Annotated in this window: 23 protein-coding genes and 1 pseudogene; 18 read left to right on the top strand and 6 right to left on the bottom strand. The window is 62.9% G+C overall.

What is annotated here, in order from left to right; genetic code table 11:
* Positions 1–23 precede the first annotated feature (23 nt).
* Positions 24–407 (bottom strand): type II toxin-antitoxin system VapC family toxin, encoded by a 384-nt coding sequence (locus tag V8P77_RS33720; protein WP_335916650.1) that lies wholly within the window; start codon positions 405–407, stop codon positions 24–26.
* Complete coding sequence (locus tag V8P77_RS33715) at positions 404–661, bottom strand: type II toxin-antitoxin system Phd/YefM family antitoxin (protein WP_062944069.1); 258 nt, start codon at positions 659–661, stop codon at positions 404–406. Before V8P77_RS33715 ends, V8P77_RS33720 begins: the two co-directional genes overlap by 4 nt.
* A gap of 301 nt (positions 662–962) precedes the next feature.
* Between V8P77_RS33715 and V8P77_RS33710 the strand changes: the two are divergent.
* Positions 963–1,079 (top strand): annotated as a pseudogene (locus tag V8P77_RS33710) (histidinol phosphatase); the annotation flags it as partial.
* Between the two features lie 199 nt (positions 1,080–1,278).
* On the opposite strand, the gene V8P77_RS33705 reads toward V8P77_RS33710, so the two are convergent.
* Positions 1,279–1,770, bottom strand: a complete 492-nt coding sequence (locus V8P77_RS33705; protein WP_335916649.1) for an HIT family protein — start codon at positions 1,768–1,770, stop codon at positions 1,279–1,281.
* Between the two features lie 226 nt (positions 1,771–1,996).
* Here V8P77_RS33705 and V8P77_RS33700 point away from each other — a divergent pair, with 226 nt between their 5' ends.
* Positions 1,997–2,938, top strand: coding sequence for an MYG1 family protein (locus tag V8P77_RS33700; protein ID WP_335916648.1), 942 nt, complete (start codon positions 1,997–1,999; stop codon positions 2,936–2,938).
* Positions 2,939–3,015: 77 nt separating this feature from the next.
* Here V8P77_RS33700 and V8P77_RS33695 read toward each other — a convergent pair whose 3' ends face one another.
* Positions 3,016–4,386, bottom strand: a complete 1,371-nt coding sequence (locus V8P77_RS33695; protein WP_335916647.1) for a lactonase family protein — start codon at positions 4,384–4,386, stop codon at positions 3,016–3,018.
* On the opposite strand from V8P77_RS33695, the gene V8P77_RS33690 reads away from it, so the two are divergent.
* The 9 genes from V8P77_RS33690 to V8P77_RS33650 all read left to right on the top strand — a co-directional run bounded on the left by V8P77_RS33690 (position 4,385) and on the right by V8P77_RS33650 (position 12,057).
* Positions 4,385–5,398, top strand: a complete 1,014-nt coding sequence (locus tag V8P77_RS33690) for a LysR family transcriptional regulator (protein WP_335916646.1) — start codon at positions 4,385–4,387, stop codon at positions 5,396–5,398. The genes V8P77_RS33695 and V8P77_RS33690 overlap by 2 nt on opposite strands.
* Before the next feature lie 161 nt (positions 5,399–5,559).
* Positions 5,560–5,949: a c-type cytochrome gene (locus tag V8P77_RS33685; RefSeq protein WP_335916645.1), complete on the top strand. Its 390-nt coding sequence runs from the start codon at positions 5,560–5,562 to the stop codon at positions 5,947–5,949.
* Positions 5,950–6,089: 140 nt separating this feature from the next.
* Positions 6,090–6,908 (top strand): cytochrome c oxidase subunit II, encoded by an 819-nt coding sequence (locus V8P77_RS33680; RefSeq protein WP_011652557.1) that lies wholly within the window; start codon positions 6,090–6,092, stop codon positions 6,906–6,908.
* Positions 6,909–6,954: 46 nt separating this feature from the next.
* Complete coding sequence (ctaD, locus tag V8P77_RS33675) at positions 6,955–8,733, top strand: cytochrome c oxidase subunit I (RefSeq protein WP_335916644.1); 1,779 nt, start codon at positions 6,955–6,957, stop codon at positions 8,731–8,733.
* On the top strand, positions 8,730–9,449 hold the full coding sequence (locus V8P77_RS33670) for a cytochrome c oxidase subunit 3 (protein ID WP_335916643.1): 720 nt from the start codon (positions 8,730–8,732) through the stop codon (positions 9,447–9,449). Before ctaD ends, V8P77_RS33670 begins: the two co-directional genes overlap by 4 nt.
* Positions 9,450–9,460: 11 nt before the next feature.
* Entirely contained in the window at positions 9,461–10,180 is a 720-nt protein-coding gene (locus V8P77_RS33665) for a heme-copper oxidase subunit III family protein (RefSeq protein ID WP_335916642.1), read from the top strand.
* 7 nt (positions 10,181–10,187) lie between these two features.
* Positions 10,188–10,547 (top strand): cytochrome C oxidase subunit IV family protein, encoded by a 360-nt coding sequence (locus V8P77_RS33660; protein ID WP_335916641.1) that lies wholly within the window; start codon positions 10,188–10,190, stop codon positions 10,545–10,547.
* Between the two features lie 69 nt (positions 10,548–10,616).
* On the top strand, positions 10,617–11,402 hold the full coding sequence (locus V8P77_RS33655) for an ATP-grasp domain-containing protein (protein ID WP_335916640.1): 786 nt from the start codon (positions 10,617–10,619) through the stop codon (positions 11,400–11,402).
* 73 nt (positions 11,403–11,475) lie between these two features.
* Entirely contained in the window at positions 11,476–12,057 is a 582-nt protein-coding gene (locus V8P77_RS33650; RefSeq protein WP_335916639.1) for a dienelactone hydrolase family protein, read from the top strand.
* Positions 12,058–12,152: 95 nt separating this feature from the next.
* On the opposite strand, the gene V8P77_RS33645 is transcribed toward V8P77_RS33650, so the two are convergent.
* Both V8P77_RS33645 and V8P77_RS33640 read right to left on the bottom strand, forming a co-directional pair.
* A complete protein-coding gene (locus V8P77_RS33645) occupies positions 12,153–12,527 on the bottom strand; it encodes a VOC family protein (RefSeq protein WP_077978584.1) in 375 nt (124 codons plus the stop codon).
* 8 nt (positions 12,528–12,535) lie between these two features.
* The gene (locus V8P77_RS33640; RefSeq protein ID WP_020050553.1) at positions 12,536–12,712 is read right to left on the bottom strand and encodes a hypothetical protein; all 177 of its coding nucleotides are present in this window, start codon (positions 12,710–12,712) and stop codon (positions 12,536–12,538) included.
* 264 nt (positions 12,713–12,976) lie between these two features.
* Between V8P77_RS33640 and V8P77_RS33635 the strand changes: the two genes are divergently transcribed.
* From V8P77_RS33635 to V8P77_RS33605, 7 genes are all read left to right on the top strand, one after another.
* A complete protein-coding gene (locus V8P77_RS33635; RefSeq protein ID WP_335916638.1) occupies positions 12,977–13,957 on the top strand; it encodes an SDR family oxidoreductase in 981 nt (326 codons plus the stop codon).
* 526 nt (positions 13,958–14,483) lie between these two features.
* Positions 14,484–15,557, top strand: coding sequence for a helix-turn-helix domain-containing protein (locus tag V8P77_RS33630; RefSeq protein WP_335916637.1), 1,074 nt, complete (start codon positions 14,484–14,486; stop codon positions 15,555–15,557).
* Positions 15,558–15,886: 329 nt separating this feature from the next.
* Positions 15,887–17,119, top strand: a complete 1,233-nt coding sequence (locus V8P77_RS33625) for an efflux RND transporter periplasmic adaptor subunit (protein WP_335916636.1) — start codon at positions 15,887–15,889, stop codon at positions 17,117–17,119.
* On the top strand, positions 17,116–17,820 hold the full coding sequence (locus tag V8P77_RS33620) for an ABC transporter ATP-binding protein (RefSeq protein WP_335916635.1): 705 nt from the start codon (positions 17,116–17,118) through the stop codon (positions 17,818–17,820). Before V8P77_RS33625 ends, V8P77_RS33620 begins: the two co-directional genes overlap by 4 nt.
* Positions 17,817–18,956, top strand: a complete 1,140-nt coding sequence (locus V8P77_RS33615) for an ABC transporter permease (RefSeq protein WP_335916634.1) — start codon at positions 17,817–17,819, stop codon at positions 18,954–18,956. The genes V8P77_RS33620 and V8P77_RS33615 overlap by 4 nt, the downstream gene beginning before the upstream one ends.
* 4 nt (positions 18,957–18,960) lie before the next feature.
* On the top strand, positions 18,961–20,172 hold the full coding sequence (locus V8P77_RS33610) for an ABC transporter permease (protein WP_335916633.1): 1,212 nt from the start codon (positions 18,961–18,963) through the stop codon (positions 20,170–20,172).
* Between the two features lie 138 nt (positions 20,173–20,310).
* A complete protein-coding gene (locus V8P77_RS33605; RefSeq protein ID WP_335916632.1) occupies positions 20,311–21,282 on the top strand; it encodes a DMT family transporter in 972 nt (323 codons plus the stop codon).
* Positions 21,283–21,728 lie beyond the last annotated feature (446 nt).

Here is a 21,728-nt window from a genome sequence, read left to right as displayed (position 1 = left end):
GGTGCTGGCAACCGCCGCATCGTTCAAAGCGCGTTTTTTATATCGGTCTTAGCGAAGTCATCGCCCACAAATAGCAGCCCGCACCCATGTTCCCGAGCCACCTCGTAGGCGAAGCAGTCGCCGAAGTTCACGCTTGCGGGATGGGCGCCTTTGCCCCAGCTGCGGTAGGTTTCGGCGATGCGGCGGGCGGAGGCAGGGGTGACGGCGACGATTTCGAAGCCGAGGCCGTCGATCAGTTGTTCCATCTCGTCGCCGACGTTGCGACGGGCCGAGACGATCAAGGCTTCGGCGACCGTGCCGGCGGAGATCAGGAGATCGTCTTCGGCTTCGAGGACGGCAATCAGGGCATCGGCTTGCGGTTCGCCAAGCACGATCGCCATCAGGGCGGAGGTGTCGACGGCGATCATTCGGGCAGGCCGTCATCGCCATAGAGGAAATCCTGGCTGCGTGCGGCCGGCGGTCCGTCGGCGGCTTTGGCAATGGCGGAGGCCCGGACCGCTTCCATGAGCATCCGGCGGGATTTCCGATCGGGCGCTGCCCTCACTGGAACCAGCTTCACGGCGGCATGACCGTGCCGGGTGAGGATGACCTCGTCCCCGGCTTCGGCACGCCGGACCAACTCGGTCAATTGCCCCTTGGCATCCGTCACAGACACTCGCATCGTTCGCGCTCCCCAGGACCAGTGCGGCCCGGTTTCTTCTGGAAAATTAGACCATTCGCTGGACCATATCAACGGATAATTTCGCAGGTCGCGCTGGCGCGGGGACAGTTCGCGCACCGAACTGCGGCATGAAGCCATGCAAGCGTCGTCAGCATGGTGGGTTCGATCGGCTTCGTCGGCCTCGTCATCCCCATGCCGCCCGCTTCCTCGTCGGACCGGTGCATAGGCGGCTGCTGCCGGCAACGGCGCTCGGCGACGCGATCTAATGGTCGGCGCCGATATCATTTCGCGCATCATCATCGGCGCGCCCGAGGAGGTGCTGACCGAGGATATGATCGGCCGGGTCTTCGGCGTTCGCGCCCATGTCCAGAAATCGGCCGTGCACGGCCGGCATCATATCCAGTACGTCATGGATTGACGGATGGTCGGGAATTTCGATCTCAAGGAGGAGATCCGCGATTATCGGTCGAGACAGCCGGAGACCTTCGACCTCGCTTTCGGCCATAGGATCGCCAGCAGTCACGAGGCCGGCGCTGTCTTGGGCCCCTTTCTCTTCATGCATGCCGTCCTGCCAAAACCGCTGGGCATTTTCCGGCGACATGCGTGAGTACGAAGGTCTAAAGCGGCGGAAACCGCATCACCTCTCGCAGCAGCTCGATGGCCTCTGAGACCGAAGGCCCTCTGATCGGCGGCGGCACTGCGCGTTCGCAGAACTCGCGCCAGACAAACAGCGTCAGTTCTGCGCCATCCGTTGCGGTTTCCCCCGGTCCTCCTGCAAAATTCTCGAGCAGGCGATATCGAGCGTCGTTCCAGAACAACTCCTCCACCCAGTCATATATCGGGATCACATGGAAGTGGATCGGATAACCGGGCATATGCCCGTACCGGCCGATATAGACGCGCTGAGCATTCAATTGCCGTTTCAGCGTACTCTGAGCCCTTGCAAGCAACGGGCCGAATTCGGCCAAAGCGTCTTCAGGCAGATCCGACAGATCGTTGGTGTCGGTCTTGGAACTGATCATGAGGTAACCGGGAAGGGCGGAGTTCATGCGGTGGTTCACAAGCCATCCGGCCGTCTCGACAACGTGAAAGTGCTGAGGGATCTCCACGGACTGCCTCTTACTCCTGATGCACCCCTCAGAGGCTTCGATGAATCCACTAGAGGCGGGTATCTTGGCGACGTGCGAAAGGACGCTGTAACACATTGGATTGCTGCATCATTTTATTCTTAAATCGACTCCGATTTAAAGTATGGGTTGAGATGGCAGCCGGCAACGGTTATCTCAACCCGACCGGCAAGCGGATCCTCCGCGAACGACAAGGCGCATAGCTCCCATGATCCCCGATTTCCTCGTCACCCATTCCGGTGGCTTTCATGCCGACGAATTGCTGTCGAGCGTCATCCTGACCCGGCTTTTCCCGCAGGCTCGTATCGTTCGCAGCCGGGCGCCGGAGTGGATCACGCCGGGCGAAGACCGGATCATCTACGATGTCGGCGGAGCCTATGACCCTGCTGCCCGGATATTCGATCACCACCAGCGCGGCGCTCCGTTGCGCGACGATGGCCAGCCCTACAGCTCGTTCGGGCTGATCTGGAAGCATTACGGCCGTGATTATCTCGCAGTCTCCGAGCTTCCCGAAGCACATGTCGAGGCGATGCATGGCTCTTTCGACGCCGGCTTCGTGCTGCCGGTCGATCTGACTGATAATGGCGCGCTCAGCCCTTCGGGGCCGCTGGCCGGGCTGACGCTGCCGGCTCTGCTGGAAACCCTGAAGCCGGTTTTCGACGAAGCGGATCCTGAGGCCGATGATCGCGCCTTCCACGCGGCCCTTGCCATTGCCCGCAGTTTCGTCGAGGCCAGGATCGCCCAGAGTGCCGCAAAATTGCGAGCCGAGGCGATCGTGCATCGGGCAATCGAGGCTGCGGGGCAGGGGCATGTTCTGGAATTGCCGCGGGGCATGCCCTTCCGTCCCGCCATCGTCAAGGCGGGCGCCGATCACCTGCTGTTCGTCGTCCACCCGCGCGAAAAGGATTGGTGCGTGACCGGTATCCGCCGCGCAGAGGAGGGGTTCGAGCTCCGGGCCGACCTGCCGGCGGCCTGGGCGGGGCTCACCAATGACGCATTGGAGGCGGTTTGCGGCATAGAGGGCGCAAGCTTCTGCCACAACGGCCGCTTCATCGCCGCCGCCAGGACCCGCGAGGCCGCTCTCGCCATGGCCGAGCTGGCGGTAAAGGAGGCGCTTTCGATCGGGGCGCAGTCAAATGGCGGCGGCTGAGGTCGCATTGAAGGTCACCAGTCCGACATTGAATAATATTTCCCCACCTTCGCCGTCTGCGCGAATCTGCGGGCGCCCTACGGTGCGAGATCGACATGGTGGACGCCGTGCGGCAGCGGCACGCGGCCGAGCCGCTTAAGCGCCGGCCGGTCGCCTTTTGCGACGCGGAAGACCTCGAGCCCCGAGCCGGCCTCGGGCCTCGCCCCGTCATGGCCCTGAAACACGGTGGCGAGGAAGTGGTCTCCTGTCCGATCGAAGGCGCCGCCTTCCGGCAGGGAGCCCTCGAAGGGATAGTCAGCGAGCCTGGAGATGGCGCCGGTTGCCGGGTCGAAGCTTAAAAGCGTGACGCTGGCGTCGCGGTGGAAGCGGGCAGAGCCTGGCGGGAAGGCTGTGCCGCGCATGTTGACGGTGGCGACGAGCCGTCCGTCCGGGCTGATGGCGATGCCCTCGGAGGAGAGGCCGGTCTCGGCACCGCCGAGGAGATCGTGGCGAGCCGATTGTGGCGATGTCGCCGGATCGGCGAGCCTGATGACGCTGATCGTCGACGGTGTCTGCGGAATGCGGCCCTCCAGGCTCGTGGCGGTGAAGTTCCGGCCCCAGTTGGCGGTGAGATAATGGCGCCCGTCCGGTGTGAAACGGCCGACGAAGGGATCAGCGCCGACTTCCACGACATTGCCCCAGGGGCGCAGAATGGGCGCGTCGTCGGCTCCGGTGACTTCGAAGAAGGCGACCCGGTTTTGCGTATCGATATTGACTGCCAGGAAGCGGCCTGAGGGATGCCAGTGGACGTTGGTCGCGGTCACGCCGCCGCGTGGTGCCGGCTCCGATCCCGTCACCCCGAGGTCGGCGAGGTCGAACCGGGCAAGGCGGCTGAAGCGGCCATCGCGATAGGCGACGATCTGGACGAAGCTCGCCTCCGGCGTGTTCGAAACGACGGCGACACTCTCTCCATCAGGGCTGAGGGACAAGGCCTCGGGGAAGGCTTCGATCTCCACCGTGTCGGAGAGGCGGAGTGCTGCGCCGTCCGAGAGGTCGACCGCGAAGAGCCGCCGGCCCGGCGGCAGGTCGCTGATCCTGTTGCCGCCCTCCGGACGTTCGCCCAGCCTTTCCGTGACGAAGGCGGTTTGCCCGTCTTCGCTGAGGGCTAGGATTTCAGGCGCCGAGGTCACCGAATTGGAGACCGGTATCGAGCCGGTGACGATCTTGTCCCCGGCTGGCGACATGATCGTCAGCAGGTCGCGATAGCCGGCATTTTGCGGCGCAAGCTCAGCGGTGCCATAGGTCCGGGCGACAAAATCACCGTCGGAGATGACGGCGATCCGGCTCGCCGAGATGCGGCCGAGAATCTCGGACGCGGCTTGCGCGCCTTCGGCAGCCTGCATGCTCTGGGGCGCGGCGAGGCTGAAGGTGATGGCGAGCGTCGCGGCGGTGAGGACTGGTCCGTTCATGATCCTGCTCCCTTGTTGGCGGTCCTTTGAAAATGCCGCCGATGCTGATAACTTTCCAATCGTAATCCTGTCGCCTGTGATAGGTAGTTCGCATCAGGAGGCTGTCCTGGACATCCGCACGCTCGCCTGTTTCGTGGCCGTTGCCGAAGATCTGCATTTCCGCCGCGCGGCGGAACGGATGAACCTGACCCAGCCGGCGCTCAGCCAACGGATCCGGATGCTGGAAGGCGAGGTCGGGACCGATCTCTTCGAGCGCGACCGCCGCGGCGTGGCGCTGACGCCGGCGGGCGCGGCCTTCCTCGGCCCGGCCCGCGAGGCGGTGCTGCATGCCGGCATGGCGAAGGCCGAAGCCCTGCGGGCGGTGCGCGGCGAGGTCGGGCGCCTGCGGCTCGGCTTCACGCCGATCGCCTTTTACGGCGTCCTGCCGGAGGCAGTGCAGGCATTTCGTGCCCGCTACGCGCAAGTCGATGTCGATCTCATCGAGATGAGTTCGCCTTTGCTGGAAGCGGCCCTTGCATCGGGCGACATCGACCTCGGCGTGCTGCATCCACCGCTTTCGCGGGATCTGCTCTTCCACTCCCTGCCGGACGAGCCGTTCGTGCTGGCGCTTCCGGCGACGCACCGGCTGGCGGAGCAGCCGGTCATTCGTGTCGTTGATCTTGCCGGCGAGCCCTTGCTGGTTGCGCCGCGGGCGATCGGCCCCAGCATATACGACCGTGTGATCGCCCTTTTCAGGGATGAGGGCATCAGCCCCCGGATCGTCCAGGAGGTGACGCCGATGACGACGCTGGTTGGCCTCGTTGCGGCCGGAACCGGTCTCGGCTTCGTCACTTCGGGGATCGCGAGAGCCGCCCGGCCAGGGGTCGCCTACCGCCCCGTCCTGCCACCGCCGCCATCCCTTCCGACCGCCGCCGCATGGCGCCCGCCGGCTTTGTCGGCGAGCGGCGAGCGCTTCCTGGAGATCGTGACAGGGTTGGTCGGGCAGGGCGATTTGCCGGAGTGGACGTCATGAACGGCGGGAGGCGCGGCAGCGAAGACCCGTGCCGCAATTGCGGAAGCGATTGACTTGCACCCGCGAAGGACTAAGCTTTATGCCATAGCAACCACCACCCACACGCGAGAGATAGCGGAGGATGTGAGTGGCTGGCGACCTTGAGGAGGATGAGGTTTGCCGTGGATTACCGTGTTGTTCTGCTGATCGCCACAGCCGTCATTGCTCTTTCCCCTGCTAACGCCGGGGCGCAGGAGGGCGATGCGACGGCGGGTGCTGCCGTTTTCAAGAAATGCGCGACTTGTCATGTCGTCGATTCCGATACGAACAAGGTTGGTCCGTCACTGAACAAGCTGTTCGGCCGGAAGGCCGGTACGCATCCGGGTTTTGCCTATTCGGCCGGAATGAAGGCGGCCGGCGAAGGTGGTCTCGTCTGGGACGAGACGGTGTTGCGCGACTATCTGCACAATCCGCGAGCGAAGGTGAAGGGCACGAAGATGGCCTTTGTCGGGGTGAAGAACGAGCAGGAGATCACCGATCTCATCGCCTATCTCAAGCAATATTCCCAATGACGGACCCAAAATGACGCGCCGCGGTCTGCGTCGCATGGCTAAATTGCCGTAATTGCCGATATTTTCTATCTGTGCGATAATAAACACGGACTTTTTGCGGAATGCGGTTTCACGGTCGACCTGCTCGAGGAGGAGCGGACATGGCTGTCGTGCTGATCCTCGTCCTGATTGTCGTCGGCTCCGTGCTGTTCCATGTGCTGAGCCCGTGGTGGTGGACGCCGATCGCGTCCAACTGGACCTATATCGACACCACCCTCGTCATCACCTTCTGGATCACCGGTATCGTCTTCGTGGCGGTGGTTTCGTTCATGGCCTATTGCGTCTTCCGCTTCCGGCACAAGCCGGGCAACCGGGCACATTACGAGCCCGAGAACCGCAGGCTGGAATTGCTGCTGGGAGGGGGAACGGCGCTCGGCGTTGCGGCGATGCTGGCGCCCGGCCTCATCGTGTGGAACCAGTTCATCACGGTGCCTGCCGATGCCGCATCGGTCGAGGTCGTCAGCCAGCAGTGGCTGTGGAGTTTCCGGCTGCCCGGAGCCGACGGAAAGCTCGGCCGCGCCGAGACCGGCGACGTCACACCCGAAAACCCGCTCGGCCTTGATAAAAACGACGCAAGCGGCCTTGACGACGTCATCATCGAGGGCGGCGAACTGCATCTGCCGATCGGCAAGCCGGTGCACATCTTGCTGCGCTCGGTCGACGTGCTCCATGATTTCTACGTGCCGGAATTCCGCGCCAAGATGGACATGATACCCGGCATGATCACCTATTTCTGGTTCACGCCGACGCGGACAGGGACCTTCGACATCCTCTGCGCCGAACTCTGTGGCGTCGGCCATGGGCAAATGCGCGGCACCGTCGTTGTCGAGGAGGATGCGGACTACCAGACCTGGCTCGGGCAGCAGCAGACATTCACCCAGCTTACGGCGTCATCGGGAGAGATGCCGCCGGCAAACTGAACCCCCAGCGGTCGCAGACCGCTGGGAGACGAAGGGGAGAGAGATCATGGTCGAGATTCCATCCGACAGCGCAGGCGCCATCCCCTCTGCTGAAGTCGAGGATGTCGAGCTCTATCATCCGAAAAGCTGGTGGACAAAATATGTGTTCAGCCAGGATGCCAAGATCATCGCCGTCCAATATTCGCTGACGGCGATCGCAATCGGCCTGGTGGCGCTGGTGCTCTCCTGGCTGATGCGGATTCAGCTCGCCTTTCCCGGCTATTTCACCTTCATCGATGCCGATCATTATTATCAGTTCATCACCATGCACGGCATGATCATGGTGATCTATCTGCTGACCGCACTGTTCCTCGGCGGCTTCGGCAATTACCTCATTCCGCTGATGGTCGGCGCGCGCGATATGGTGTTTCCCTACGCCAACATGCTGAGCTATTGGATTTACCTGCTCGCAGTGCTGATCCTCGCCGCGGGCTTCTTCGTCCCCGGAGGCCCGACGGGGGCCGGTTGGACGCTCTATCCACCACAGGCCGTTCTCTCCGGCACGCCCGGCGGCAAGGACTGGGGTATCCTGCTGATGCTCTCCTCGCTGATCGTCTTCATCATCGGCTTCACCATGGGCGGGCTGAACTATGTGGTGACCGTACTGCAGGGGCGCGCTCGCGGCATGACACTGATGCGCATGCCGCTCACGGTCTGGGGCATCTTCACCGCGACCGTGATGGCGCTGCTCGCCTTTCCCGCGCTCTTCGTCGCCTGCGTCATGATGATGTTCGATCGCCTGCTCGGCACGAGCTTCTTCATGCCCGCCATCGTCGAAATGGGCACGCAGCTGCAGCATGGCGGCGGCAGCCCGATCCTCTTCCAGCACCTCTTCTGGTTCTTCGGGCATCCGGAGGTCTATATCGTCGCATTGCCGGCCTTCGGCATCGTCTCGGACCTGATCAGCACGCATGCGCGCAAGAACATCTTCGGCTACCGCATGATGGTCTGGGCGATCGTCATCATCGGCGCGCTCAGCTTCGTCGTCTGGGCGCACCACATGTATGTCAGCGGCATGAACCCGGCCTTCGGCTTCTTCTTCGCCACGACGACGCTGATCATCGCGGTGCCTACGGCGATCAAGGTCTATAACTGGGTGCTGACGCTGTGGCGCGGCGACATCCACCTGACGCTGCCGATGCTCTTTGCGCTCGCCTTCATCGTCACCTTCGTCAATGGCGGCCTGACGGGCCTGTTCCTCGGCAACGTCGTCGTCGACGTGCCACTGTCGGACACGATGTTCGTCGTCGCGCATTTCCACATGGTCATGGGGGTGGCGCCGATCCTCGTCATCTTCGGGGCGATCTATCACTGGTATCCGAAGGTGACGGGACGCATGCTGAACGACGTGCTCGGCCATATCCACTTCTGGATCACCTTCCTCGGCACCTATGCGATCTTCTTTCCGATGCACTATCTCGGCCTGCTCGGTGTACCGCGCCGCTACTTCGAGATGGGAGAGACGGCCTTCGTTCCGCCTTCGGCCCATACGCTGAACATCTTCATCACTGTCATGGCGCTGATCGTCGGGGCCGGGCAGATGGTCTTCCTGTTCAATCTGGTCTGGAGTCTTTTCCGAGGCAAGGAGTCCGGCGGCAATCCGTGGCGGGCAACGACGCTCGAATGGCAGACGCCGCAGACGCCGCCCGCCCACGGCAACTGGGGAAAGGATCTGCCTGTCGTCTACCGCTGGGCCTATGACTACAGCGTGCCCGGGGCGGCCGAGGACTTCATTCCGCAGACGGTGCCGTCAGGCGGCGGCGTCACACGGGAGGTCCACGCATGAACGTCATGCTGATCTTCCTTGCCGCAGTCGCCGCCATTATCTTCTGGTGGCTTTCCGGGCAGCGGTTGACCTCGAAGCCTTGGCTCGAAACCGGGTCGGTGCAGTTGCCGGGTCATGACGGTGCCGAGCGGCAAAGGCTGTCGGCGCCGGCGGTGAAAATCGGGCTCTTCGTGTTTCTCGGCGTCGTAGGCGCCGTCTTCAGCCTTGCCGTCAGCGCCTATTTCATGCGCATGGCGTCGACCGACTGGTGGGCGACGCCTGTTCCCCGGCTGCTCTGGGTGAATACTGCGGCACTGGCCTTGAGCAGCGCTGCCCTGCAATGGGCGAAAAGAGAAGCAGGGCATGGCCGCATGGAGGTGCTGCGACCGGCGCTTGCTGCAGGACTTGCGCTTGCCATCATCTTCCTCGTCGGACAAATCCAGGCATGGCGGGAGCTGACGGCGGCCGGGTACGTGCTTGATGATAACCCCTCCAACAGCTTTTTTTACATGCTGACGGGGTTGCACGGCCTGCATATCCTCGGCGGGCTTGCCGTGCTCGCGCACACGACGGTCAGGGCTTTTTCAACGGCTGTGGCGACGGACAGGCTGCGCCTCAGCGTCGATCTTTCCGCCATCTACTCGCATTTCATGCTCGCCGTCTGGCTCGCTCTCTTCGCGCTCTTTGCCGGATGGGCGAATGATTTCGTCGATCTCTGCCGCACACTGCTCAGTTAGGAGATTTGCAGATGGCACAGACTATCGAGACACACGGCGAGGCAGACCTCCGGCCGGCCGGCCTGCGCGGCGTCGCCGCCGATTTCAGCTCGGATCAGCGCGCCTTCAAGACCGCCTCCTGGGGCAAGGCGATGATGTGGATCTTTCTCTTGAGCGACACCTTCGTCTTCGGCTGTTTCCTGATCGCCTATATGACCGCCCGGATGTCGACGCCGGTCGCCTGGCCCAATCCGAGCGAGGTTTTCGCGTTGCATATCGGCGGCCAGAACGTGCCGCTGATCCTGATCGCGATCATGACTTTCGTGCTGATCTCGAGCAGTGGCACCATGGCGATGGCGGTCAATTTCGGCTATCGTCGCGACCGCCACAAGACTGCCATGCTGATGCTGCTCACGGCCCTTCTCGGCGCAGGCTTCGTCGGCATGCAGGCCTTCGAATGGACGAAGCTGATCACCGAAGGCGTGCGTCCCTGGGAGAACCCATGGGGGGCGGCACAGTTCGGATCGACCTTCTTCATGATCACCGGTTTTCACGGCACCCACGTCACGATCGGCGTCATCTTCCTGCTGATCGTCGCCCGCAAGGTCTGGCGAGGCGATTTCGACGTGGAACGGCGCGGCTTTTTCACCAGCCGGAAGGGCCGCTACGAGGCCGTCGAGATCATGGGTCTCTACTGGCACTTCGTCGACCTGGTCTGGGTCTTCATCTTCGCGTTTTTTTATCTGTGGTGAGGTCGTCATGAACGAGACAACGGCGCATGCACACATCCAGGGACAGCAGCCCCAAACCGGGCAGCAGCACCCGATCCGGCTCTATCTCTTCGTCTGGGGCCTGCTCTTTGTGCTCAGCGCCTTATCCTACATGGTCGACTATCTCGGCATCCAGGGTTATCTCAGGTGGACGCTGATCCTCATCTTCATGATGCTGAAGGCTGGGCTGATCGTCGCCGTCTTCATGCACATGGCCTGGGAACGGCTGGCGCTCGTCTACGCCATACTGCTGCCGCCGCTGCTGGTGCTGGTTTTCGTGGCGCTGATGGTCTCGGAAGCGGACTACACGATCTTCACCCGGCTGGCGTTCTTTGGGGCTGCGCCGTAGGCATCGGGTGGGATGACCTTTAAATAGATTCCTGGTCGTCCAACGAATCGTTAAAAGGCATCCGACAGAATGCAGTGGCTTCTCCAGCAGTTCGAAGATACCAGCAAGCTGGCCGAGGCGCTCGACCAGCTTGGAATCACCTACACATGGCACAAGGTCGTACCGTTTGTCGGCGAGCTCATCCCCAAGCCGGTCGTTGCGGATCCGGGTTCAGTGGTCATGTTCGGCTCCTACACGCTGTGGAGGAACGCCCAGGCGAACGGTTACCGGCCGGGTGTCTTCAAGCTGCGTCCTTTCGTTCGCGAACAGGTGTGGCATCCCTACCTCCTCAATGGCGCCGATGCGCTGTTCCTGACACTCCGGGATGTCCCCCAGCGTCTGGCGGATGACGGCAGGGACTGGTTCCTGCGCCCGGTCGACGACAGCAAGGAGGAACCCGGCAACGTCAAATCGACCGGCGAGATCATCCGTATGGCAGAGAGGGTGCTGGTGCTCGACGAACATGAAATCCCGAACGGATCGCTTCGTCACGACACGCTCCTGATGCTGACCGAGCCTGTTCGCATCCTTAGCGAATGGCGTCTCTGGGTGGTCGACGGTCGGATCGTCACCTATTCGCTCTACAAAGACGGATCACATGTCGTCCACCGCCACGAGATCGATGACGATGCGCTGCACTTCGGGCAGCGCATGGTCGACATTAACCCCGGCTACTCGCAAGCTTATGTCATCGATATCTGTCGGACCGAGGAGGGACTGAAGCTGCTCGAGACGAACTGTCTCAACGCCGCCGGGTTCTACGCCGCAGACCTCGTGAAGCTGGCGGCGGCGATCGACGGTCTGGGCCGCACCTGACGTCTTCCCGGCGAGGGGATGACGCTGTAGGGTTGCAGAATGTGCGCCCGACCATCCCGCCTGGAGGCTCCTTATGGCTGAGATCCTGTTGTTCCATCACGCGCAGGGGCTGACCCCAGGTGTGCGTTCGTTTGCCGACGATATCAGGGCAGCCGGTCACATCGTGCACACGCCTGATCTGTTTGACGGGCGCACGTTCCCAAGCATCGAAGCGGGGATCGCCTATATCGGCGAGATCGGATTCGACGCCATGCGGGAGCGCGGCGTGCGCCTCGCCGACGACTTGCCTGCCGGGCTCGTCTATGCCGGGTTCTCGTTCGGTGTGCTGCCGGCGCAGAAGCTGGCGCAGACACGGCCCGGCGCCCGCGGGGCACTGCTCTTCTACTCCTGCCTGCCGATCAGCGGCGAGTGGGCCTTCGGGCCTTGGCCGGCCGGCGTTCCGGTGCAGATTCACGGCATGGACAACGATCCGATTTTCGTCGGCGAGGGCGACATCGACGCCGCCCGCGAGATCGTGGAGAAGGTCGAGGACGCGGAGCTTTTCCTGTACCCAGGCGATCAGCACTACTTCGCCGACAGCTCGCTGCCGTCCTATGACGCGGACGCGACCGCGCTGCTCACCCTCCGCGTGCTCGAATTCCTGAATCGCGTCTGATCCAGACATTCCGTGGGAGATTCGGTTTGGCTCCGGTATAGCCGTCCTGAGATAGATGCCGTTCATCCTGCAGCGTGGCTTCGGCGCGGAGCGGACTATTCCGACACCACGCAGAAATTGTTGCCTTCGGGATCATTCAAGACCGTGTAGCCATCCGCTTCCCGGACGAAGCTCGCTCCGAGGGATAAGAGCCGTTCTACCTCCCTGGCCCGATCGGGGGTGGCAATATCGAGATGCAGTCGGTTGCGGGCGGGACGTTCCCCCTGGCGAAGTTGGAAGCAAAGGCGGGTTCCGGGACCTTCGACCATCACGGTCGGGTCAGTCTCGGGTGTCAATCCGAGAGCGGCAAGGCGGTCCAGTTCGTCGTCGTCATATGGCATCACGTCGTAGCCATCGAGCGCCTCCGCCCAGAACCGGGCGACACGCGAGGGAATGTCGCAATCGATGACGATTTCTTTCAGCCTTGCCATGGAATCCTTCAAGAATTGTTGGGCCGGCGACGGCAAACGCGTTCGACGAGCGCGCCACCGACGGCCGGCAGCAATGCGAAAAGTAAGAGCTGCGGTGTCTCCGTCAGCGCCAACAGGCCAGACATGAGGAAGGCGACCAATAATCCTGCCAGCACCCCGGCTGCATAGGGAAGATAATCTTTCAAGAAAGCCTCCGTCTTGTGCTGATCTCAAACAGAAGGGCATTATTGGCTTGAGATAGAGATCTTTGCGGTATCGGCAATGGCTGGTTGCGGCCGACCTCACGTCGTCCGATCGGTTTATGCGGACTGCCACCACGCTGGTTTACGCGACAGGTCGATCCAAACGACGTGAGCCGGTGCACGTGTTTTGCAGGAGACGACCGATTTCTTTCGCGCTATGAAGACTGACCGCATATCCCCGCTACATCCGACACCGAGGTCCTTCACATGGCTTTGAAAATCCTTTTCGTTGGCGGTACCGGCCAGATTTCATATCCATGCGTCGAGCGCGCCGTGGTTCAGGGCCACGATGTCAGCGTCTATAACCGCAGTTTGAGAGGCGACCCATTGCCTGCGGGGGTTACCTCGATCGTCGGCGATCTCGCGGCGCCCGCCTATGCGGACTTGGCCAAGGCCAATTATGACGTCGTGTGCCAGTTCATTGCCTTTACGCCCGATCAAGTCGCGCGTGACATCGATGTGTTTGCCGGGCACTGCGGCCAGTACATCTTCATCTCTTCGGCTTCGGTCTATGAAAAGCCGCCGCGCCATTATGTGATTACCGAGCAGACACCGGCGATCAACCCCTACTGGCGCTATAGCCAGGACAAGATTGCCTGCGAGACGCTGCTCAAGAATTCCGAGAATCTCGCCTGGACCATCGTCCGTCCCAGTCACACCGTTCGCACCGGCCTGCCGATCATGATGGGCGACAGCGATGTCATGGCGAGACGCATGCTGGACGGCGAGCCCACTATCGTAGCCGGCGATGGCCACACGCCCTGGACACTGACCCGCTCGGTTGATTTCGCGGTGCCCTTTGTCGGGCTTTTCGGCAAGCCGGCGGCGTTGAACGAGATCTTCCACATCACCTCCGACCGCGCCCACATCTGGAACTATATTCAAAAGACGATCGCCAGATTGCTTGATGTCGAGGCCAAGATCGTACACGTGCCGACGGACACCCTGGTCCGGTACAATCCGGAGTGGATTGGGCCCCTTCGGGGCGACAAGGCATGGTCGGCGATCTTTGACAATTCAAAGGTCAAAAGCGTGGCGGGCGACTTCACCTGCGCCGAGAGCCTTGATGAAATTCTGGCGGAACCGATCATGCATCTCAAGCAGCGCCTGGCCAAGAACCGTCCGCCAAGGGGCGATCTTGATGCTTTGGTCGATCGGATCTGCGCAGCACAAAGCGCTCTCGGCTAGAGCCTTTCCGGGCTAGATTGCAGCATTCTGTTGGCTCAAACGGAGTCGGATGGTCGACCGGCCGGCGCGTGTCGTAGCCAAGCTCTACGGCCAAGCCGGCCGGTCGATCAGCCGGCCCGTTTCAGCCAACCCGAAGGGCCGGGCATCTTTCCGCCAGGATCAGAGGCGATCGGCTCGGACGTACCAAGAGGTATGCCCGTCGCCGCCCTGACAAAAACCTGCTCCGGCAGAATGCTGCAATCTAACCCGGAAAGGCTCTAGGCAGGTCCTCGTAGCGCAACTTTCCGAAAGACACGGCGCAGGCGGTCGTGCCCGCGCTGATCACCCGGACTTGCGATGTCGCCGATCTCGACAGCCTGTCGGATTGGCTGGAAAACAACCATACCGACCTTAACGGCGGATTGAGACTTGTGGTCGGCGACCCAAAGGGTCGGACAAGGTATCACGGCATGCCGCTCACAAAAAATCCCAGCCTAAAACGCGTCCTAAAACATGATGGAGGTCGCGCCGGCTGAGGATCTCGGCAATGATGGCCGTCCATTCGCCACTCCGATCCTATCAGGCCATGCTGTTCATTCCGCTTCCCCTCGTCGTTGCCCTGCTGCTGCTCATCCTCTTCGTCACCGTCCTCAGGCGTGACGAGGAGGCGCAGCCCAACCTGCCGTTTCTGGCACTGATCCTGCTCGCCGTGCTGCAATCCGTCCTCTCCGGCCTGCGCTGGGGCTACGGGGTGCAGGCGGCAGGCGTGATCGCGCCTGTCACCGCGGCGATGGTGCCGCCGCTTGCCTATGCCGGGGTTTCCAGGCTGGTGAGGACGAGCCGGCGGCCGCTGCCGACGCGCATTGCACTGCATGCAGTGCCCGCCGCGGTCATCCTGCTTTTGATGGTGTTCCGGCGGGATGCGATCGATCTCGCGCTGGTGCTTGTTTTCGTCGGTTATGCCCTGGCGATCCTGCTTCTGATGCGGCCGGGCGCGGATGCGCTTCGGCTTGCGCCCTTCGAGGGAGCGGTGCCGGCCTATCGGGCCATCATCTTCGCGGCGGCGGCGCTGTGCCTGTCGGCCTCGGTCGATATTTTCGTCTTTTCCGATTTCGCGTGGGCGCATGGCGAGCATGCGCTGACGCTGATCAGCCTCAGCAATCTCGCGGTTCTCGTCATCCTCGGCATTGCGGCCGCCGCCGCCAGCCGAAGCCGGGCGCCAGCCGAGACGGTGGAGGCGGTGCTGAAGTCCGAAACGACCGAAGACAAGGAGACGATCGCCACGGTCGATGCGCTGATGGAGGCAAAGAGGCTCTATCGCGACGCCAATCTCAATCTCGACCGGCTGGCCCGCAAGGCCGGCATTCCCGCCCGCCAGATCTCGGCGGCGATCAACCGGGCGATGGACAAGAACGTCTCGCAATATGTCAACGACTACAGGATCGGCGAGGCCTGCCGGCTGCTTGCCGCGAGCGAGAAATCGGTGACCGAGGTGATGTTCGAGGTCGGCTTCCAGACCAAGTCCAACTTCAACCGCGAATTCCGCCGCGTCACGGATATGACACCGCTTGCCTGGCGTGAGAGGAAGGGCGGATCCGGCGTCTCTTCGGCTTCGTCTTAAGGTACGTTCTCTCAGCTCCCGCCTACGCAATCACCCGCCCTCGTGGTTCGAGACGGCCCCTCGGGCCTCCTCACCATGAGGGCTAATCGCAGGTGTCTTGCCGCGCGGAGTGATCGGTGTATCTCAGATCGTGGGAGGAGGCCCCGGCCGCATTCCAAGCCGCCACCTCTCTCCAGCCTCATCCTGAGGTGCCCCGCAGGGGCCTCGAAGGACGGGGCTGGCCACCGCGTCGCTCTAACAATGCGGATGTTGCCGTTGGTGCAGAGCCCACCCGCCCTCGTGGTCCGAGACGGCCCTTCGGGCCTCCTTACCATGAGGACTGATCCCAGGTGCCTTGCCGCGCCAAGTACACAATCGCGATCGAGGACTGTCAGAAACGCGTTCGAGGTCGCGGTTTTGCTGCCGTTGGTCATTCTGGCGGCATGAACACGACATCAGAACATGACCGAGACCTTGCCGCCAAGCTGAGATCGCTTTCGATCGAGCCCGCGGCCTTCAAGACAGAGCCGCCGGATCGTCAGACCCAGCGGTGGGTGATCCCAAGAGCAATACTGGCCCTTGCCGCGACGGCATCGCTGGCGGTGGCGCTTCTCTATCGGCCCGATACGCTGGAGCGCATCGAGACTGTGCTTGAGGGTCTCATAGGCAAGGACGAGGCCGCAATATCCGTCGATGGAACAGACGTGCCCGCCGCCGGTCCTATCCGGGCTCTGCCCTCCAATAACCCAGCGGACAGAGCATTGCCGTCCCGGGAAGTCACCGGCTCCGGCTACGTCGTGGCACCTGATATCGCCACCATCTTCTCCAAATATGAGGGCCGGATCGTCGCCGTCGAGGTTGAGGCGGGCGACAGGGTCGTAACAGGCCAGGTGCTGGTGCGGCTCGATGATGCCGGCGCCCGCTTTGTGCTTCAGGGGGCCGAGATCGCCTGGCAATCGGCGGGGCTGGCGCTTGCGGCGAAGACTATCGAATTGGCGCAGGCGCGGTCTTCCCTCACGCGCACCGAGCGGCTGGCCGGGCGCGATGCGATGTCGGCGCAGACGCTGGAGGAGGCGAAGACGGCGTTCGACACCGCCGAAAATGCCGCCCTGCAGGCACGGCAGGACGTGGCCAAGGCCGATCTCGATATCGACAGGGCGCGCGAGCAGGTGGAGGCGCTGACCGTCCGGGCGCCGATATCAGGCACCGTCACGCGGCTTACCGCACATGTCGGCGACACCGTGCTGTCGCGCGAGGACAGCGTCCGGGAGAATGAAAGCCTGCTTGCGATTGCCGACATGGCAACCATGGTCATCGATGCCGATGTGGCCGAGGCGAATATCGCGTTGATGCGGCCGGGCTTGCGTGGCGAGGCGGTGCTCGACGGCTTTCCCGACCGGCCCTTTGCGGTCGAAGTCTCGAAGATCGCGCCGATGATTTCGCGGGAGAAGGGGACGGTGACGCTTCGCCTGTCACTCTCCTCGCCACCGCCAGACATGCGCCCCGCCATGGCCGCGCGCATCCGCCTTCTTGTGGGTGAGGCAGGGGATAGCACAGACCATCAGCAAGGAGCAGAGCGATGACCGACACTCAAGAACCCTATATCGCGCTTCGCGGCGTCAGGAAGGCATTCAGGATCGGCTCGGAGACGATCCCGATCTTTTCCGGGCTCGACCTTTCCATAGCACGCGGCGATTTCGTCGCCGTCATGGGGCCGTCGGGCTCGGGGAAATCGACGCTGCTCAACATGCTCGGCGGCATCGACAGCCCCGACGGAGGGGAGATCAGGATCGGCCGCAGCCATATCGAGCAGATGGGCGAAGGCGCCAGAGCCGCCTGGCGGGCACACAGCATGGGCATCGTCTTTCAGTTCTACAACCTGCTCCCGATGCTGAATGCGGGCGAGAATATCGAGCTGCCGCTGCTGTTGAAGCCGCTCAAGCGCAAGGAGCGGCAGGCGCGCGTCGAGACCGTTATGGATCTGGTCGGGCTCTCCGGGCGGCAGCGGCAGTTTCCATCCAGCATGTCCGGCGGGCAGCAGCAGCGCGTCGGCATCGCCCGCGCCATCGTCGGCGATCCCGACCTCTTGCTCTGCGACGAACCGACCGGCGATCTCGACCGGAAGTCTGCAAACGATATCCTGGAGATGCTCGGCTTTCTTAATCAAGAACTGCGGAAGACCGTCATCATGGTGACGCATGATCCGGAGGCTGCGGCCTTTGCCCGGCGGACGCTGCATCTCAACAAGGGCGAATTCGTCGAGCAGGAGAGGATCGTCCAATGACCTTCTTCCAGCTGATGCGCCGCAATGCCTGGCGCAGGCCGCTGCGCGCGACGCTTCTGATGTTCTCGGTCGGCGTCGCCTTCCTGATCTACGGGCTGACGGCGAGCTTCCTCAGCGGCTCGCAAGGGGCGGCCGGGGCGAGCGATACGCTGCTCGGCGTCTTCAACAAGGCGGGGCGAGCGCAGCCGCTGCCGCTTGCCTATCTCAACCGGATCGCTGGAGACGGGGATGTCGCCGCCGTCGCCTATATGACGCGCATGCGGGGCTTCGTCGATGTCGAGAAGAACGTGGTGATGACGAGTGCCGTCGATCCGCGCTTGATTGCTGCGGCCAATGGCGATGAACTCGGGTTGACGCCTCAGCTGATATCAGCACTGGAAGAGGGCCGCGACCGGGTGCTGGTCGGGCGGGCGCTGGCGGAGGCGCAGGACTGGTCGATCGGCCAACGCATCGGCGTCACCAGCCAGCTGGCTAGGGAAGACGGCAGCCGCGACTGGAGCTTCGAGATATCAGGCATATTCGAAGGGGCGGATGCCAGCACCGACACCTATTTCATGCTCGCCCGCTATGACGCGATCAATGCGGGCCGCGCACGCGGCAAGGACACGGTCGATGGCTTCGTGGTGCGCCCGAGGGACGGCGTCTCATCTGGCGTGCTGGCCGCCCGGATCGATGCGCTGTTTGCCAATTCGGCGGCACCGACCCGCACGCAGTCGGAAAAGCAGTTCCTCGAAGCGTTCCTCCGGCAGTTCGCCGATGTCGGGCTGATCGTCAGCCTCGTCGTCGGCGCGGCCTTCGTGACGATCCTGATGATCGTGGTGAACACCATGCTCTTTGCCGTGAGGGAGCGCAGCTTCGAAATCGGCGTCATGAAGGTGCTTGGCTTTTCCAGCGGGCGGATCATGGCGCTGATCCTCGGCGAGACGCTGTTCGTCTTCGCCGCCGGCGGGGCGGGCGGGCTTGCGCTTGCCAAACTCGCGACGCTGTTTGCCGGGCCGGAATTCGGCCTCGCCTTCACCTCGTCCGTGCTGCTGAAATCCGTCGCCATCATCGCCGGTCTCGGCCTCCTGACTGGATTGCTGCCTGCCGCCAATGCCATGCGCCTGCCCATCGTCAACGCCTTCAGATCGAGATAGTCCAATGTCATCAGCGCTCAAGCAGATCTTTCTCATGATCAGAGTCAATCTCGGCAGCCTGCCGCGGCGGGTGTGGATCTCGCTGTCGATGGTACTCTCGGTGGCGCTCGTGGTGGCGGTGCTTGCGGGTTTTCTCGCCATGGCCAGGGGCTTTGAGGCAGCCCTTCAAGGCGCGGGTTCTACCGGCATCGCCGTCATTCTCGGCGGCGGCACCAACCAGGAGACCGGCTCGGATGTGCCGGCCGAGGCGATCCGCAGCCTTGCCGCCATGAGTGGCGACACGGGCATTGCCCGCGACGGTGCGGGCGGGCTGGCACTGTCGCGCGAGACCGTCGTTCCCGTCGATGTCAGGGCAAGCGACGGTGCCGACCAGACGTTGTCGCTGAGGGGCATGGACGTGGCAGGCCCTGGCTTGCGCGAGCGCGCCCTGCTTTCCGAAGGCCGGCTGTTTTCGCCCGGCGCCCGGGAGATCGTCGTCGGCGTCCGCATCGCCCAGACTTTCCCCGGCTTTACCGTCGGCGAGACGGTGCGCCTCGGCGCGGTCGACTGGAGGGTCGCCGGCCACTTCACCTCAGGCGGCAGCGCCTTCGAATCCGAGATCTGGGCGGATCTCGAAGCGGTGCAATCGGCCTTCGACCGGCAGGGGCAGGTGCAGAGCCTGCGGGTGCGGCTCGATGGCGGGAGCGATCCCGCGAGCGCATTGGCGACGTTGCGCGCGCGCCTGTCCGGTCTCTCGGGTCCGCCGCTCACCGCCGTCTCCGAGGCCGATCTCTATGCCGCGCAGGCTGAGCGCACCGAGAGCCTGATCCGCTTGTTCGGCTGGCCGATCGCGCTCTTGATGGCGGTCGGCGCCACGGCCGGGGCGCTGAACACGATGATGAGCTCAGTCTCCGACCGGACCGTCGAGATCGCCACGCTGCGGCTGCTCGGCTTCGGCCGCCTGCCGGCCTTTACTGCCACCTGGGTCGAGGCCGCGGCTCTCTCGATCGCGGGTGCCGCCCTCGGCATCCTCGCCTCATGGCTCGCCTTCAACGGCTGGCAGGCCAGCACGATGGGCGCCAACAATACCAAGATGGCCTTCCAGCTCGACGTCACCGCCGACGTCGCGCTCACCGCCGGCCTGCTGGGACTTGCCATCGGCATAATCGGCGGCGCGTTGCCGGCACTTGCGGCGACACGGCTGCCGCTGACCTCGGCTTTGCGGGCGAGAGGGTAGAGGCTGGCTGTCTAAATCTTCCAGGCGGGTCACATCATCACGGCGACCGTCCTGATCGGCCCGAAGGAGACATCCGCAACAGGCGGAGCGCCGCCGCCTCATCTGTGCAGCCCACGGAAACTATGGCATAACTAAGCCATGGCAATGAATGTCTTGGCGGTCCATCGCGACACGGTCGGGACGGAACAGGCGGCAGGCAATTCGCTTGCCGCCGCCTATTCCGTGGGCGTTCTCTGCTGGCTGCTGTCGGCCGGCGTCTATATCGCGGCGAAATGGGTTTCTACCGAGATGCCGCCCTGGGCACTCTGCTTCTGGCGCGTGCTGATCGCCTTCGCGATCCTGATGCCGATCGTGCGCCGGCATTTTGGCGACATGGTCGCGCTGATGTGGGCTCGCCCGCTCGAACTGCTTCTCATTGGCGGTGTGGGACTGGCGATCTGCCAGGGCATGATTTTTGTCGGCCTCGAACATGCCGATGCCACCACTGCCGGCATCATCATCGCCCTGATCCCGATCATCACCATGATCCTCGCCCGTTTGATGCTGGCCGAGCCGATGGGACGCTGGCAGATGATCGGATCGATCCTGGCCTTTCTCGGGATCGTGGTCATCATCATCAAGGGCAGTCCGGCCGCGCTGATGCGGCTCGACTTCAACCCGGGTGAACTGTGGATCGTCGCCGGCGCGTTCTGTTTCAGTCTTTATACCGTCCTGCTCCGCCGCGCGAAATTCGACATGAATCGTCTTGCGCTCCTGGTGCTGCTGCTCGGTGCGGCGGTGCTGATGGCGCTGCCCTTCTACCTGTTCGAGCTATTCTCAGACGAGCGCTCGACGCTCAACGGCAGCGGGCTCATCGCGCTCGCCTATGTCGCGATCCCCGGCGGGGCGGTCATGTACTACCTCTTCAATCGCAGCATCGAGGCACTGGGCGCGGCTCGGGCGGGCGTCCTCCTCTACATTCAGACCATCTTCATAGCCGTGCTCGCCTATCTGATCCTTGGCGAGCAGTTGCAACGCTATCACCTCGAAGGCGCGGCACTCATCATCGCCGGCTTGCTTCTCATCATCCTGCTGAAGCCGAAGATCAAGGCCGAAGCGGCGGCTGCATAATTCCTTAAATCCTAATCGATTTAAGGATAAAATTATGCAGCAATTCAAAGTGCTACAGCGTCCTTTGCGCGTCTGAAAAGACGCGCGGCGCTGTAGGGCCTGAGGTCTCCCCATCGCTGCGACATGGTTGCCGCTGACGTCGGCTTTGAGGGCGAGGGGGTAGGGTTTCACCTTGGAGTGCGCCTTTCGCTTACGCTCAAGGCGTTCGCCGCTGGCGCTCCTCACCCCTGAGCGCAAGCGAAGGCAAGAATCACATGACGCACAGACGGAAGGCGACGTGTGCCTCGCGCAAACACACCGCGATTTATTCACCTCGAAGTCGCCGATTTCTCGGCCCAAGTTGTAACTTTTGTCACACCAGGCAATTGCCTGTGGAATGAAGCGCGCGAACCCGCCCGCTGCCCCATTGACAACATCTTATCGCCTTTTTGCCGTGGCCGGTTGCC

This window comes from Rhizobium aouanii, from assembly GCF_037002925.1.
GTDB lineage: Bacteria > Pseudomonadota > Alphaproteobacteria > Rhizobiales > Rhizobiaceae > Rhizobium > Rhizobium aouanii.
Note: the sequence above shows the minus strand (reverse complement) of the source record. Positions and strands in the feature narration are given on the sequence as shown.